The 15,760-nt window shown below is 35.1% G+C and carries 11 protein-coding genes; 8 read left to right on the top strand and 3 right to left on the bottom strand.

Translation table 11 applies throughout. The features are described 5' to 3' along the window. Positions 1-39 precede the first annotated feature (39 nt). Together J5Y03_RS13060 and J5Y03_RS13055 are read left to right on the top strand one after the other, a co-directional pair. Positions 40-1,674, top strand: coding sequence for a thiamine pyrophosphate-binding protein (locus tag J5Y03_RS13060; protein ID WP_209406372.1), 1,635 nt, complete (start codon positions 40-42; stop codon positions 1,672-1,674). A gap of 1 nt (position 1,675) precedes the next feature. Next, positions 1,676-2,056 carry a carboxymuconolactone decarboxylase family protein gene (locus tag J5Y03_RS13055; protein WP_209406370.1) on the top strand — a complete coding sequence of 127 codons (381 nt, stop codon included), beginning with the start codon at positions 1,676-1,678 and terminating at the stop codon, positions 2,054-2,056. Between the two features lie 77 nt (positions 2,057-2,133). Here J5Y03_RS13055 and J5Y03_RS13050 read toward each other — a convergent pair whose 3' ends face one another. After that, positions 2,134-2,505 (bottom strand): iron chaperone, encoded by a 372-nt coding sequence (locus tag J5Y03_RS13050; protein ID WP_209406368.1) that lies wholly within the window; start codon positions 2,503-2,505, stop codon positions 2,134-2,136. Between the two features lie 279 nt (positions 2,506-2,784). Continuing rightward, the gene (locus tag J5Y03_RS13045) at positions 2,785-3,468 is read right to left on the bottom strand and encodes a GntR family transcriptional regulator (protein WP_209406365.1); all 684 of its coding nucleotides are present in this window, start codon (positions 3,466-3,468) and stop codon (positions 2,785-2,787) included. A 406-nt stretch (positions 3,469-3,874) separates the two neighbouring features. Here J5Y03_RS13045 and J5Y03_RS13040 point away from each other — a divergent pair, with 406 nt between their 5' ends. From J5Y03_RS13040 to J5Y03_RS20205, 3 genes are all read left to right on the top strand, one after another. Beyond that, on the top strand, positions 3,875-4,963 hold the full coding sequence (locus J5Y03_RS13040) for an aromatic ring-hydroxylating oxygenase subunit alpha (RefSeq protein ID WP_209406363.1): 1,089 nt from the start codon (positions 3,875-3,877) through the stop codon (positions 4,961-4,963). Continuing rightward, a complete protein-coding gene (locus tag J5Y03_RS13035; protein WP_209406361.1) occupies positions 4,964-6,373 on the top strand; it encodes an amino acid permease in 1,410 nt (469 codons plus the stop codon). Between the two features lie 364 nt (positions 6,374-6,737). Next, positions 6,738-6,899 (top strand): DUF4368 domain-containing protein, encoded by a 162-nt coding sequence (locus J5Y03_RS20205; RefSeq protein WP_209406359.1) that lies wholly within the window; start codon positions 6,738-6,740, stop codon positions 6,897-6,899. A gap of 30 nt (positions 6,900-6,929) precedes the next feature. Here J5Y03_RS20205 and J5Y03_RS13025 read toward each other — a convergent pair whose 3' ends face one another. Continuing rightward, complete coding sequence (locus tag J5Y03_RS13025) at positions 6,930-7,913, bottom strand: tRNA dihydrouridine synthase (RefSeq protein ID WP_280850193.1); 984 nt, start codon at positions 7,911-7,913, stop codon at positions 6,930-6,932. Positions 7,914-8,492: 579 nt separating this feature from the next. Here J5Y03_RS13025 and J5Y03_RS13020 point away from each other — a divergent pair. From J5Y03_RS13020 to J5Y03_RS13010, 3 genes are all read left to right on the top strand, one after another. Further along, entirely contained in the window at positions 8,493-9,734 is a 1,242-nt protein-coding gene (locus tag J5Y03_RS13020; protein WP_209406355.1) for a helix-turn-helix domain-containing protein, read from the top strand. 977 nt (positions 9,735-10,711) lie between these two features. Continuing rightward, positions 10,712-15,037 (top strand): S8 family peptidase, encoded by a 4,326-nt coding sequence (locus tag J5Y03_RS13015; protein ID WP_209406353.1) that lies wholly within the window; start codon positions 10,712-10,714, stop codon positions 15,035-15,037. 286 nt (positions 15,038-15,323) lie between these two features. Then, entirely contained in the window at positions 15,324-15,728 is a 405-nt protein-coding gene (locus tag J5Y03_RS13010) for a BsuPI-related putative proteinase inhibitor (RefSeq protein WP_209406351.1), read from the top strand. The last annotated feature ends 32 nt before the right edge of the window (positions 15,729-15,760 follow it).

The raw sequence follows: 15,760 nt of genomic DNA, 5'->3' as shown, positions 1-15,760 counted from the left end.
TAATAAAATTATAGATATAAGAGAGGATTAAAGATACTAATGGAAACTTGCGCTTCAATACTAGTTAAAAACTTTAAAAGATGGGGGATTAATCATATATTTGGTATACCAGGTAAAGCTATTTCTCCATTAATTTTTGCAACAGATCAACATAATATTGAATTTGTACTTAGTAAACATGAGTCCGGAGCTGGATTTTCAGCCGCTGGATACTCTCTAATGAATCACAAACTAGGTGTAGCAATAGGGACTTCAGGCCCTGGAGGAACTAACTTACTTACAGCAGCAGGACAAGCTAAAGCGTCACATATACCTATTTTAATTATTACAGGGCACCCGTCTATTGCAGATACCGGAAAAGCAATGGGTCAGGATTCATCCATTTTCGGAACGGATCTAGTCGAGATGTTCAAACATGTAACTAAGTTTAGTGCTAGAGTTGAACGAGCTGATATGTTACAGATTTATTTACAACATGCTCTCGAAAAAGCACTAACAGGAATAAAGGGTCCGGTTCATTTATCTATAGCATTTGATATTTTAATGGAGGAGATTGTTCCGTTTGAAATCGATTTACCTTCAACTAATGAGATGATTTCACCTTTAAATGAAAAAGTAATTGAAATGTTAAATACAGCTGAACGTCCCCTTTTATTTTTAGGAAAAGGAGTTCATTCAAGTAAAGCATATAAAGAAGTCCAGCTTCTGGCTGAAAATTGGAATATACCAGTCATAACTACACCAGGAGGAAAAGGAACATTTATTACTAATCATAAACTCTTTTTAGGTCCATTTGGGTTAGGGGGAACCCAAAAAGCTAATGATTATTTACTTCAAGAAGTAGATTTATTGTTAGTTATTGGAACAAAATTAAGTGATATGTCAGTAGCGGGATTCACAAAAGAAATGTATCCGAAACAGATTATTCATTTTGATTATGATCAAACTTTTATCGGAAAAACAATCGACGTACCGACTACACCAATTTTGGGAGATATTCGCTCAAATCTAAACTACATACTGAAAAATATTAATGAAAAAAATAGCTCAGAATTTTTAGTACCAAAACAAATTAGCGAAGTAAAAATTAATAACCAATATGAACTAATGTCTGCAGAAACTACGTTAAAAGTTATTAGAAATTCACTCCCTGATCATTCGATCGTTTTTGGAGATGATGGCAGTCATACTTTCTATGGCATTAAATATTTTGACATTTACGAACCTGGTAGTTTCTTCTTTGATGATGTATTTGGAGCTATGGGACATGGCATAGGTTATTCTATTGGTGCAAAAATAGCTGCTCCAGATAAAAATATTGTTTGTTTAGTTGGCGACGGTTGTATGTTAATGCACGGAACTGAAATTTCAACAGCTTTAAACAGTGAAGCACCAGTACTATTTATTGTGTTAAATAATGGTATGTTAGATATGGTTGAAAAAGGAATGAGAAAGATGATTGGGAAATCTATTGGGGCAGTTTATGATACTCCATTAGATGTTTCATTATTTGCTCAGTCTATGGGATTAGAATCATATAAATGCTTTAATCCATTAGATTTAAAAGACGCATTAATTCATTCTCTAGAACTTATTGAAAAAACTAAAAAACCCGTTGTTGTTGAAGTAATAGTGGACCCAAATGAAATTCCACCTACTATGAGGAGGCAATAAAATGGAAAATAATAATAGATATGATTTAGGTATTTCAACAATCAAGAAAATGGTTTCTAATGAAGCGCTTGAAAACATAGAACAAATGAAAACTATTTCACCTGACTTTTGGGAAATGATTATTTCTTTTGGTTATGGTGATCTCTATTCAAGGGAAGGATTATCGAATACTAAAAGAGTAATAGTTACTTTAACCTCACTCATCACGCAAGGAGCATTTGAACAACTTGAATTTCACATAAGAGCTGCATTAAATGTCGGACTTACTAAAGATGAAATTAAAGAAATTATTATTCATTGTTCAGGTTATGTAGGTTTTCCGAAAGCATGCCAAGCTATGATGATTGCAGGTAAAGTTTTCGAGGAAGTAACTGAGGAATAAATTATTGAAATAATTAAGTTACAAAAAAGCATGACATTTTTTCGTGTCATGCTTTTTTTGATAAGGCGTGATGAATATTATTTCCGCCAAAAATTCGTATATTCTGCTTTATCCTGCATATTAAATTCAATCATTTTCTCAAGCAATTCGTAATTTACCGGCTCATTCCACGGAATTCGAAACAAGCCTTTAGTAGCGCTGTAGCCAGCTTGTGCAATGCCATCGGCAAAGTGCGCAATGCCTATTTCTTCGGGTGAAATGCTCAAATGATGCTTCGCTGTGGAAAAGCCGATGATAAATGTGCCGTGATCTGTAAACATTGGCGTATTCCACTTGATTTGTGGTTCCAATTTTGGGAATTTATTAGCAACCCACGTCAAAATTTCCTCTGTTCGGTCGCGGTGGTCTGGGTTATCGATACCTGCCAAATATTTTGCAAAAACTTCCATATCTTCCTCCTTCGATACTGTGCTATTGCTGCCTTACATTCGAATTCTCAGCTTTATCCTTGATATTAAATTCAATGATCTTCTCTAGCAATTCGTAAGTAATTGGTTCAGTCCATTGAGTATGGAACAAGCGTGAAGAAGTGCTGTAGCCAGCTGGGTGATTTCATCGAAAAATGCACTATTGTCTCTTCTTCAGGTAAAATTTTATATCATTTAAGGAATGCTCAAAAGGAACCATCTATTTTTTATGATTTTAACATCCTTAAACCAATTACCCTATTATAGAAAAAGAATATCCTCGTTTAACTCACTATCTTCCAATTTCAATCCAGCAATCACGCTTGTTAAATGCTTTTCCATAGCTTTTTCCGCTTCTAGTTTATTTCTTGATTCAAGGGCTCGTACTATAGCAATGTGTTCATCAATGGAAGGGTTTTTTTTCAATTTGTCCAGAGGGTCGAATAATACCACGTAAATCGTTGTTCTACTTACTATGTCTTTAACATATTCAAGCAATAGTTTATTTTGCGAAGCTTCAGCAATAATGAAGTGGAATGAATCATTCATTTTATAATAATTATCCGTATCTAGGTGATCAAATGTCCGTTTCTCTTCATCTATTAATTTGTAAAGCCTTTCAATGTCTTCTTTACTTATCCTCTCTGCTGCTAATCCAGCAGATTGCTTTTCTAGTAATAACCTGACTGAATATGCATCCTTCATCTCTTCTGCAGTGGGTTTAATGACAAAAGCTCCTCTATTTGGGATGACTTGCACATATCCTTCATGCTCTAATTTTTTTATTGCCGCTCTTACAGGTGTCCGGCTAACATTTAGCTTACTTGCAATTGCAGCTTCCACGAGTTGGCTTCCGGGACGGATGAATCGGTTATAAATTGAGAGTTTAAGTTTTGAATAAACCAGTTCCTCCATATTTACTTTTTGAATACTTTGCTCATTCATATTATAACCACCTGACGGATAGGAATATTAAATCATCATTTCCTATCATTATATTATTTTTCCCTTTAATTTCCAACCAACTAGAAGAAATGGTGTTTTTTCAACTTTTCAACATTGTACTATCAACCTTAGAAATAGATTGCTAAATTCAAGTAAATTTATTCGAAAATTAATTAGTTTATTTTTATCAGAAAATTACAAAATTAATTGTATACTATTTTTGTATACCGTGATATCATAATTTAAAGAAATTCCTTATCATTCAAAATTAATCGAACTTATTGTCTCATTGAGGAGGGATTAATATTACATAGTGAATTATTTTGTACTCCTAAACTAGTATGTTATTTCAATTCAAAATTAGGATCATTTAACTTTAATCTTATAAAAAGTGAGGTCATGAAATATGGAACATAAAGTTCATCCAGAGTTAAGCAAATCGCACACCCTACCATCTCGTCTATACACTACAAAAGAAGCATTGAATGTTGAACAGGAGAAAATCTTTGAAAAAACATGGCTATTTGCTGGGCATGTAAGTCAGGTTAAAAATAATGGTGACTTTTTTACGAAAGATATTGCTGGACATTCGATCCTAATTTCTAAAGGAATAGACGGAGTTATTCGAGCATTTTATAACGTTTGTACTCATCGTGCAGCTAAACTTGAAGAAAGGGAATGCGGAAATAAGAAAATGCTTCAATGTCCGTATCATGCTTGGACGTTTTCTTTGGATGGTCAATTACATCGAGCTCCAAATATGAAAGGGCTCGAGTATAATGTGGGAGATTTTTGTTTAAAACAACCGAAACTTGAAATTGTAGCAAGTTTTATTTTTATCAATTTAGATGAAAACGCTTCCTCTATGTCTGAAGTGTTTGGAAATCTATTCGATGGTTTCAAAGATTATCCCCTAGAGGAATTAAAGATTGCAAGGGTGCAGGAAGACATTGTGAAATGCAATTGGAAGGTAACCGTGGATAATTATTTGGAATGTGATCACTGTCCAACTATCCATAAAGGATTTGTGAACACGCTGGATATGGATAATTATGAAATTACTACATTTGATAATTACTCATATCAAGGTGTACCATTGCGATCGGGCACAAGTGAACCAGACAAACTAGGGCAAAGTGCAAAATATTATTTCATCTATCCAAATATGTGGATTAGTGTAAATCCTGGACTTCCTAATGTTTCAGTTAATCAGTCGATTCCAATCGATCACGAAACGACAAAATTGATTTATACAACTTACTTTTTAGACTTGAACGACCTAGAAGCACAAAAAAAATTCTATGCATTTTTAGATCAAGTTCGTGAAGAGGATTTTGTAATTTGCGAGAACGTTCAACAAGGGCTCCAATCAAAAGGCTATACACAAGGACGTTTTTCTTTAACGGAAAATTGTGTTCATCATTTTCATTTGTTAGTACAACATGCGCTTGAAAGTGCGCAAGCCTATATTCCATTAACAGTTGAGGTGAAGTAAATGGAAAAGCACCAGTTAAAGCGAGTATTAAAAACACGCCATCTATCGATGATTTCGATGGGTGGCGTAATTGGAACAGGATTGTTTTTAGGTGCAGGATTAACAATTAATAGTGCAGGAGCCGGTGGAGCGATTGTTGCCTATCTGATTGGCGGGGTAATGACATATTTGGTGATGCTTTGCCTCGGGGAGCTTGCGGTTGCTATGCCGGTAACAGGTTCGTTTCAAGCCTATGCGACGAAATATATTGGTCCTTCAACAGGTTTCATGGTTGGAATTGCTTACTGGATGAGTTGGGCAACCACAGTCGGCCTTGAATTTACAGCGGCTGGTCTGTTGATGAAACGATGGTTTCCTCATACACCTACTTGGATCTGGTGCTTATTTTTCATCATTTTACTGTTTGGATTAAATGCGTTTACTACAAAAGGTTTTGCTGAAACAGAATATTATTTTGCAGGTATTAAAATTGTTGCGATCATTTTATTTATTATTATAGGTGGATGTGCAGTTTTGGGTATAATCCCACTAAAAGGCGGTCAAGCAGCCCCTTTCTTCTCAAACCTATATAATAACGGAGGATTTTTTCCAAAAGGCTTCACTCCAATATTAATTACCATGATATCAGTACTTTATGGATTCCAAGGAACTGAATTATTGGGAATTACTGCTGGTGAATCAGAAAATCCGGAACGTGATATTCCTAAAGCGACGAAAAATATTATTTTCCGAGTCCTTCTATTTTATGTTACAAGCATCGTAATTGTAAGTGCAATGGTTCCGTGGAGAAAAGCAGGACTTGTGGAAAGCCCATTTGTAATGATGTTTGATAAAGTGGGAATTCCCTATGCAGCAGATATCATGAACTTTGTCATTTTAACAGCTGTTTTATCAGTTGGAAATTCAGGATTATATCTATGTTCACGCATGTTTTTCGCAATGAGCGAAAGTGGTCAAGTTCCAAAAATGTTCGGTAAATTAAATAAGCGACAAATACCAATGAACGCTCTTTTAGTTAGCTTGGCGTTTGCACTATTATCCCTTTTGACAAGCGTTATAGCAGCAAATAGCCTGTTCGTTGTTTTGTTAGCAATATCCGGAATTGGAACAACTATTGCATGGGCAGTCATTGCACTTTCACACATAAACTTCAGGCGTACATTCATTAAAAATGGTGGAAAATTAGAGGATTTGCCATTTCGTGTAAAATGGTTCCCATTTGTTCCAGTCGCTTCGTTCATTATGTGCGTAGGGATTATTTTATCACTTGTATTAGATCCAGCTCAAAGAACTTCATTCTACTGGGCAACCACGTTTGTAGTCGGATGTTACATTTACTATTTAGTGCGATTCAAATGGACCAAGAGAGTCGTATCTTTACAAGCAGCCAAAGTAGAGGAAAATTTGTAGATTTGTTTTTTAGTCAAGTCTGAAAAGAATACATTCCAGAATTGACTTTCGAACTATAGATTTTATAACTTAAATTATTCTCTCGGATCTAACGATAAAAGGCTAATATAACATAAATTTTCTATTTTTTCAGATTTCTTAAATAAACTCCTCAATAAGGAGTTTATTTTTTTTGAAAATCCTTTTACTAATTTCCATATCTTTTTAAATGATAAATTAAAATTAAAAAAATTTATAATATCATTATTCCATTGCCAAAGTCGAATACGACTACATTGTCGGTGAAGAAAATAAAAAAATTGAAGCTCTACTTCATCAACAAGCAGAACTTCAAAAAAGATTAGATATTGACAATCATATTAATATGATTGATAAGACTCATAAATTATTTGAAAAATATCAAGTATTAGAGCAATTAACCCCTGCTATATTAAATAGTTTTGTCTTAAAAATTGTTGTAAATGAAAAATGGGAATTTACTTCTCATTATCAGTTTGTAACCCCGCTAATTTCTCTAAGTTTTTGAGAGTTACATCCTATCTCTTTCCCCGTCCCATCAACATTCTTTTTCAAAGTTATCAAGCAATGCACGCACTTCATCTGTTGATTTAGTGTTCATCAATTGATTTCTTAATTCAGCAGCTCCAGGGAATCCTTTGACATAAATTTTGAAAAATCGATGAAGCCCTGTGATTGAACGTGGCAGTACTTCCGCATATTGATCTTGAAGATCAAGCTGCATTCTTAAAAGATCAAGGTATTCTTTACTGCTATGCTCTTTTGGCTCTTTTTCAAAAGCAAAAGGATTTTTAAAAATACCTCGCCCGATCATAACGCCATCAATACCATATTGTTCAGCAAGATGCAGCCCAGTTTGACGGTCAGGAATGTCTCCATTGATTGTTAGTAGCGTATTTGGTGCGATACGGTCACGTAATTTTTTTATTTCCGGAATTAGCTCCCAATGAGCATCTACTTGGCTCATTTCCTCTCTTGTACGTAAATGAATAGAAAGGTTCGCAATATCCTGTTTTAAAATATGCGTTAGCCACTCCTCCCACTCATTTACATCCTTAAAGCCAAGTCGTGTTTTCACACTGACAGGCAGTCCGCCCGCTTTCGCTGCTTGAATAAGTTCTGCCGCAACGTCTGGACGCAGAATAAGGCCACTACCTTTTCCTCTCGATGCCACATTCGGTACAGGGCAGCCCATATTAATATCGATGCCTTTAAATCCTAGCTCTGCCATCCCAATACTCATTTGACGGAAATATTCGGGATTATCCCCCCAAATATGTGCCACCATTGGCTGTTCATCTTCTGTAAAAATCAAACGGCCACGTACACTTTTCATACCCTCTGGATGACAATAGCTATCCGAGTTTGTAAACTCTGTAAAGAATACATCCGGTCTACCTGCTTTACTTACTACATGACGAAAAACAACATCCGTCACATCTTCCATTGGAGCAAGTACAAAAAATGGTCGTGGTAAATCACGCCAAAAATTATCTATCATTTCAAACTCAAATCCTCTCATTATGGATACAACTTCAAACTTTCGGTCAAAAAATATAAAGCCAAATGTCCGACTTCTTTTACACTTATATCATGCTTAATAACTTATTATCAACCACAAGTACATTTGACATTTATAATTTGTGAATTTTTACGAAAATCGGTCCTGATTGATATTTTATAAACAAAAAAGCAGATAGTATAGATTTTTTCTATATTAATTGCTCTTCTATTATACCAACTCAAACCACTCGATCGAGTTAACTTATAATACCATTGACATAGATTAATGGCATTCAATAAAAATAAGCCTATTCCAAGAAATACAGGAATCCAAAGTTTCTTGTTTTCCATAAGAAAAACGTGGCCTAAGGGTGTAATTAATATCGTACTCCCTATGGTAAAAAGAGTACGCTAGCAATTGGGTTTCACACAGGACTTTCAACCTAATTTCGCTATAAATTTTTTAAACATTTGAAAAATTACATTTTTTTATTAAAATTAATCATAGAGACTCAATTGTATTATTTCGAGTGGGGTTCTCTTTAGTAAAATAAGAACCAAAAATTTCATATTGGTGGGATAAAGTGAGGTGATCACCATGCTAGAGGGACAAATAATCAAATTCTATCGTGAACGTCAGAGCATGATGCAGAAGGATTTAGGAATTGGCATCTGTTCGAGTACACATATTAGCAAAATTGAACGAGGATTAACAGAAGTTTCTAAAGAAACGATAAATTTGTTGTCAAGACGCCTTTGCATTGATATGGAAACAGAAATTAAAACTTACCTTGGCCTAGATTCCCTTTTAAAGGAATGGCATGAATCGATCATTTTTAAAATGAAAACAAAGGCTAAGAGAATTAAGAAACAATTAGAGGCTATTGCTCTTCTACAAATGCCAGTTATTTATCGTTCCTATACTCTCGTACTTACGAGATATTATTTATTAATAGGGCTGGATCACCAAGCTAAATCTCTAATCGATGAAATGGAAAAATGGTCTGATCTTTCACCATATGAAAACAACATGCTTCTTCACATTAAAGGGATTAATAGATTAATGAATAAGGAATTTTATAAGGCAATTTCACATTTTCAAGGAATCGATCTAACCTATTACAACAACCAAGAGTACTATTATCATTTGGCTTTTGCCTATCATTCTCTGAATTCACGAGTATTGGCTTATTATTTTGCCGAAAAGTCCCTGCGCTTTTTCACAGAAGTGCGCAGTCTTACGCGAATGATTGAAGCAGAAATGCTTATGCTGGTCCAAGTAGAGAGGGATGAGTTTTACGATCCAAAAGATACGGAATATCAAAGATTAATCGAGATGACCGAAAACATTGGATTAGACCATCAAAGAGCAATGCTAACCCACAATCTCGCATACCAGAAAGTTCGCCAAGGAAATTATGATATAGCTTGTGAATACTATAAACAATCTATGGACATAAAAGACCCTCATACAGCCCTTCATATAGCCTCTTTGGAAGGCTATATAAATGCATTAACGAGACAAGGATTGAAATCAACCGAAGAATTGCTCCAATTGGTTGAAAAGGGTATTGCTCTTTCTGAAGAAATAACCGAGCCAATCTATATACATTTCTTCTATTTACATAAATATAATCTTCAAAACGAAAAAGAGCTTTACTACCATTACCTTGAAAAAGAAGCATTTCCTTATTATCAGAAAATGGCACATATTCGCTTATTTGAACATTATTCGATAAAGCTGTTCGACTTTCACATGGAAAAAGGCAATGTCGAAGAAGCAAATCAATATGCAGCGTATCTCGTGGAAAAATACCGCAAAAACGATAAATTTGCTTGATTTTTTAACTAATACCTTTAAGGAAGTCGTGTTACTACGTACATTATAAAGAAAGGCTGTTTTCGAAAAGTTTGTAGCTTTAATCATGAGAGTTGATTGTAGCGGAGGGCACTTTACTCCTTCGGGAAATAGAGGGAAATGGGAAACCTAGGTAAAATGATTCACGTGAGGAATCATTTTACCCCACAGACGGTAGCACCGAGGAACTCTATCCCTCCCCAGTGAAAGTAAGTGCCTGTAGCTGAAATCGACGGACAAACTTTATAGTCAAAAACAACTATCAATGCAAAAAAAGCCTAAAGAAAAGCTGAAGCGTTCTCTTCATGAAACGGCACTGGGAGATTTAAAAATATGTGGTAACAACACCTATACATTCGTTTATGAGGAAAATATGTTTTTCACGCAGAAAAAAGCATCCTCTCTCCTTTTTTATACTTTCCAATGCTCCGTATTTACACTTCTTATACCCTTTATCACACAATACCTTAATTGTCAACATATCGACTTATAACCCCAAGTCTATATATTGACTTATAACCCCATGTCAAAATCTATATTAATCGTACGATTAATATAAATTTTTTATGTCTAAATATTCAAAATTATTAAAATTATAAAAAAAATAGGTCGTACCTCCCTTACAAAACCCCATTTGTCAACCTAGTCTTACAAATATATAATTCTTTTAAACTTCAATGTTACCTATTCATTTCAAATACAGCTAGAAACTGCATAACTCTGATTCAGAATCGGTAATTGGTTTAGGAGGTGGCCCTTTCATCTTGTTAGCAATCTCTTAATTTACCCTATTCAACTATGAATCCTACTTCAAGATATTTCTTAACATTTGGACATGCAGTTAATGTTGTATGACTCATCGCAAAACCTATTTTATAAGTTAATGGGTTCAAGCAGTTAAGTGAAAGGAGCGAAAAGGATTAGTTAGGTAAATTCAATCTAAATATGGAGGAATAAACATGATGAAAATCACCAAAAAATTGCTTGCATTTTCAGCAGCTTCCTTACTTACCATAAGCTCATTTATTGCACCAGCTGGAAATTATGGTAAGGCTTATGCAAGTGAAAATATTACGAATAGCAATAACCCAGAATCTAAAGATGTAATAGAGAATAAAATAAGTCCAGAACTTGAAAAAGAATTTGTCAACAACTCTCAAACTACCTTTCTTGTTAAATTAAAGGATCAGGTAGATACAGTAAAGGTTGCTAATGAAGCTAAGGCTAAGTATAAGCAAGTATCAAATGTAAAAAAAGAGTTAATTGCTCGTTCATCAATCGTTTCTGAATTAAGAATTAAAGCAGATTCATCACAGAGTAATTTGAAGAAGTATTTAGAAAAAGAAAAAAATAACGGAAATGTAAAGGATATTAAATCATTTTACGTAGTAAATGGTATGGCAGTTACAGCAACAGAGGAAGTTATGAGAAACATAGCAGCTATGCCTGAGGTTGAAAGTATAAAACCTAATGAAGTTACAAAATTAATTGAGCCTGAAAAAACTACTGAATCTACTGTTCCAGCGACTGATAATGTAGAATGGAGTCTTAAACAAATTGGGGCGCCTGACGTTTGGAGTTTGGGAATAGATGGTACAGGAATAGTTGTTGGCAGCTTAGATACAGGAGTTCAGTGGGATCACCCTGCATTAAAGACAAAATATAGAGGATATGACCCAAATAATCCGAATAATCCAAATAATGAATGCAATTGGTTTGATGCAACCGCGACTCATGGTTCAGCACCTTACGATGATCTTGGTCATGGAACCCATACAACGGGTACTATGGTTGGCTCAGAACCAAATGGAACAAATAAGATAGGTGTTGCGCCAGGAGCAAAGTGGATAGCTGCTAAGGCATTTACAAAAGATGGCGGAACAGATGCTGATTTAATAGCAGCTGGTGAATGGATGCTTGCTCCAAAGGATAAAAATGGAGTACCACATCCAGAATTGGCTCCTAATGTTATTAATAACTCATGGGGAGGCGGTCCTGAAGTAAATGACTGGTATAGAACTATTGTAACAAACTGGAGAGCAGCAAATATAGTCCCAGTATTTTCAGCAGGAAATACAACCCCTTACAATCCTGGTGGGCCAGGATCAGTTGCAAATCCAGGAAACTATCCAGAATCCTTTACAGTAGGAGCAACTGACATAAACAACAAGTTAGCCTATTTCTCATTAAGGGGGCCATCAGCATATGGTGGAATACTTAAGCCAGAAGTTTCAGCACCTGGAGTTAATATAAGATCCTCAGTTCCAGGAAGTGATTATCAGGGTGGATGGAATGGAACTTCGATGGCAGCTCCACAAGTATCAGGACTTGTAGCATTACTTCTACAGGCCAATTCATCTTTAAAAGTTGATGATATGGAAAAAATAATAGAGCAAACAGCAACTCCTTGTACTGACTCTCAATATCCTCAAACCCCTAACAACGGATATGGATATGGTGTTATAAATGCATTTAAGGCTGTAACATCAGTTATGCAAGGACTTTCTGATATTAAAGGCCAAGTATCACAAGATGCCCAGGATACAGTTCCACCAACATTTAACCATATACCTATTACAGATACATTCGCAGGATTGGATCAAAAATTAAAAATAGATGTACAAGATAATATAAGCGTTGATTCAGTTGAGCTTCAATATAAAAATAATCCAACAGATGATTGGACAACAGTTCCAACTGAAAGGAAGAGTGGGGACTACAAGTCAGGAAGCTATGAAGCTGTAATTCCAGCTGATAAAGTAGTATCTGGAAAAAATATAACTTACAGATGGAGAATAGTTGACTATGGAAAAAATGAGGTTATAAGTGATGTTTATACAATAATTGTTAAAGATGCACTTACAATAGGATACTCTAATGATTTTGAAACAGAGATAACAGGTTGGCAAATCCTCGGGACCTCTGATTGGCAGTGGGGAAAACCAACGACAGGACCTATGAAAGCAGCCTCGGGAGAAAAGGTTTTAGCTACTAATCTTGAAGGAACGTATTCAGAAAATCAAATAATGGGATTGGTATCGCCTACTATTGTCCTGCCGCAAGGACCTGCTTATTTACAGTTTAAAAATTGGTATGATATAGCAGAAAATATTGGCAAGGGAAAAGTTTTGGTTTCAACTGACGGCACTGATTTTTATAAAGTAGCAGAATATACAGGCACTAAGACAGGTGGATATTCAGATGAAGAAATAGATTTAAGCGAATATGCGGGACAGAAAATAAATATCGCATTTCTATTTTATTCTAATAACTCCAACAATCATCAGGGATGGTTTATAGATGATTTTAAATTAACAGATAAATCTGCAGCAATAGGTAATACATCAGTTTTAAGCAATAATGGCCCTAAAGAACATATTAGCTTAACAGATCTACCTGTAAGCAACAGCCCAAAACAACAAATAATAAATCCTAATGCAAATATAGCAACAATTCCATTATCAGCAACAGTATCTATTGTTGAAAATGGTCGTTCAACAAATACAAATCCTCAAGACGGCTCATATAGTTTTAAGGTTGCAGCAGGAAATTATACATTAAGAGCTGAACAATATGGATTCTATCCACAGGATAAAACGGTTCAAGTAGCAGCTAACCAAGTTCTTGAAAATCAAAACTTTACAATGGTTCCAATACCTAAGGGAACATTGACAGGAAAAATCACTAATGCCCAAACAGGAAAACCTGTGACAAACGCTAAAATCTACTTAATTGAGGACGCAGCAGTAGCACCAGTTACAACTGATGCAGAGGGTAATTACTCAATAAATGCATATGAAGGTAAATATACAGTAAAGGTTACAGCAGATAACTATTTTGATGAGAGCTTTACTGTAGATATCACGGGTAATCAAAATGTTACACATGATATTCAGCAAAAACCATTTATAAATTTTACAGCAGAGATAGGTTATGATGATGGAACACCAGAATATTCAGTGGCTCAATGGGAACCAGGAGGTGGCTATGCAGTAAGAATGTCACTTCCGGCGGGACAGACTACAGGAATAGTAACCTCTGGATTATTTAATCTTGATACAACATTTGGAAAAACATTTAAGGCGGCAGTTTATGATGCAAGTGGAAAGGATGGCTCCCCTGGAAAAATGATAGCAGGGCCGTTTAAAGCAACTGCCTCTAATGAGAAAGGGAAATGGACAGTCGTTGATTTATCCGCGCAGCAAATAGTTGTAACAGGTGATTTTTATATGGTTTTAATACAGGATCAGTATGCTCCTATAAGCCCAGCAATTCAATTGGATAAAAATTCAATTGCAGCAGGAAGATCATGGCAGTTTATAAATGGCCAATTCACTTTAGCGGGTAAAGAGTATGGAAACATGATGATTAGGGCAACAGTTAGGCTTGGAGCACTGGCTCCAGTTATAACCTCACCAGTAAACATTCCATATTCTAATAGTGAAAACGTAACAATAAAAGGTATGGCAGCTCCAGGAATGGACGTTCATATATTTAGCGGTGATAAAGATATAGCAACTGGAAAGACAAATGATGATGGAAGCTTCTCAATTGATGCTGTACTTCAAGAGGGAATTAATATTCTGAAGGCGAAAACTATTACAGATATCGGATCTACTCCTTATTCGAGTGAAGTAAAGGTTATAGTAGACAAGACAGCACCAGTTTTAGAAATTACAAGCCCACAAAATAACGCAAATAAAAATGATCAGGTTATAACTGTAACGGGAACAGCTAAAGATAATTATTTAGATAATGTTGATGTTAATGGAACAAAGGCTGACATAGATTTAAATGGGAATTGGACAGTAAAGCTTATGTCCAAGGAAGGGCAAAATGTAATAAATGTTGTTGCTAGAGACAAAGCTGGCAATTTAACTGCTAAGAGCATAACAGTTAATGTAAAATACTCAATACGTGAAATTAAAAATTTAATGCCATCGAGTGATGTAATAATAAAGTCAGATCAAACATTAAAGGTTGAGTTCGACAGTGAGCCTGGATTAAAAAAGGCAGTATTTACAATTAACGCTCCGATTAATGGCATAACAAGTGCAGTATCTGTGCCAACAACAAGTTTAAGCACCTTTGACGTAGTTATGTCAGAAGTAAAGGATGCAAAGGGAAATGGCACTGGACACTATGAGGGCTACTGGACAGCAACTAAGAAGCTTACATTAGACGGTGCACAAATAGTGGTAAAAGTAGAAGATATGTATGGAAATTCATTAAGTTCCACGGCAGTAGGAAAGCTATATGTAAATTGCAAACCAAGTAAGAAATAGTTATGAAAAAGTGTCAGGTATTTTGCCTGGCACTTTTATTATACAAGTAATAATAAAAAATATTGATATATTGGTGTTTCTTAGGAGGAATAGAAGGAATAGATCAAATTAATTGATAGGTTATTTTTATCTTTTAACTAGACAGATTGTTGTTTTTTATAAAGTAATAAGCAATATTAAAGGGATACTTCTATACATTAAGAAAGAGTATCACCTTTGAGAATTTTGTTTTTGGATGATTTTTGTTTGCGGGAATCGATTAATCTTAGCTAAGGAGGTTAGAGGCATGACAGATTGGATATGGGTTGGAGAGGTCATCGCAGATGTGGAACAAGCCACATTTATTTTTACGTTTAAAAATAATAGTGATCAGCCAATTCTTATAGAGTTTCCAACAAGCCAGGCTTATGATTATACCGTGTATAATGCACAAGGAGAACCGGTGTATCATTTTAGTAAAGGGAGATTTTTTTTACAGGTGATTCAACATAAGTCGTTAAACGGCGGGGAACAAATTCAATGGAAAAGTACGTGGAATTACAAAACGAATGATGGCAAGAGAGTACCTGCAGGAACATATACAGTTAAACCAATATTAACTGTATGGAAAATAAATGACAAACGTGTTCATTCGATGCCAGTTACTTCCTTTACATTTAATATTCCGCCTGAAAATACAGCAATTCGATAAGCGAAAGTTGCAGGAAGAGAATTTATTTGATT

The organism is Gottfriedia endophytica (assembly GCF_017814275.1).
Taxonomy (GTDB): domain Bacteria; phylum Bacillota; class Bacilli; order Bacillales; family Bacillaceae_G; genus Gottfriedia; species Gottfriedia endophytica.
This window is presented reverse-complemented; position numbering and strand designations above follow the sequence as displayed.

Excerpts from the sequence above, each read along its gene's own strand:
- J5Y03_RS13060 (WP_209406372.1), top strand. The coding sequence starts at position 40 with ATGGAAACTTGCGCTTCAATACTAGTTAAAAACTTTAAAAGATGGGGG.
- J5Y03_RS13055 (WP_209406370.1), top strand. The coding sequence starts at position 1,676 with ATGGAAAATAATAATAGATATGATTTAGGTATTTCAACAATCAAGAAA.
- J5Y03_RS13050 (WP_209406368.1), bottom strand. The coding sequence starts at position 2,505 with ATGGAAGTTTTTGCAAAATATTTGGCAGGTATCGATAACCCAGACCAC.
- J5Y03_RS13045 (WP_209406365.1), bottom strand. The coding sequence starts at position 3,468 with ATGAATGAGCAAAGTATTCAAAAAGTAAATATGGAGGAACTGGTTTAT.
- J5Y03_RS13040 (WP_209406363.1), top strand. The coding sequence starts at position 3,875 with ATGGAACATAAAGTTCATCCAGAGTTAAGCAAATCGCACACCCTACCA.
- J5Y03_RS13035 (WP_209406361.1), top strand. The coding sequence starts at position 4,964 with ATGGAAAAGCACCAGTTAAAGCGAGTATTAAAAACACGCCATCTATCG.
- J5Y03_RS20205 (WP_209406359.1), top strand. The coding sequence starts at position 6,738 with ATGATTGATAAGACTCATAAATTATTTGAAAAATATCAAGTATTAGAG.
- J5Y03_RS13025 (WP_280850193.1), bottom strand. The coding sequence starts at position 7,913 with ATGAGAGGATTTGAGTTTGAAATGATAGATAATTTTTGGCGTGATTTA.
- J5Y03_RS13020 (WP_209406355.1), top strand. The coding sequence starts at position 8,493 with ATGCTAGAGGGACAAATAATCAAATTCTATCGTGAACGTCAGAGCATG.
- J5Y03_RS13015 (WP_209406353.1), top strand. The coding sequence starts at position 10,712 with ATGATGAAAATCACCAAAAAATTGCTTGCATTTTCAGCAGCTTCCTTA.
- J5Y03_RS13010 (WP_209406351.1), top strand. The coding sequence starts at position 15,324 with ATGACAGATTGGATATGGGTTGGAGAGGTCATCGCAGATGTGGAACAA.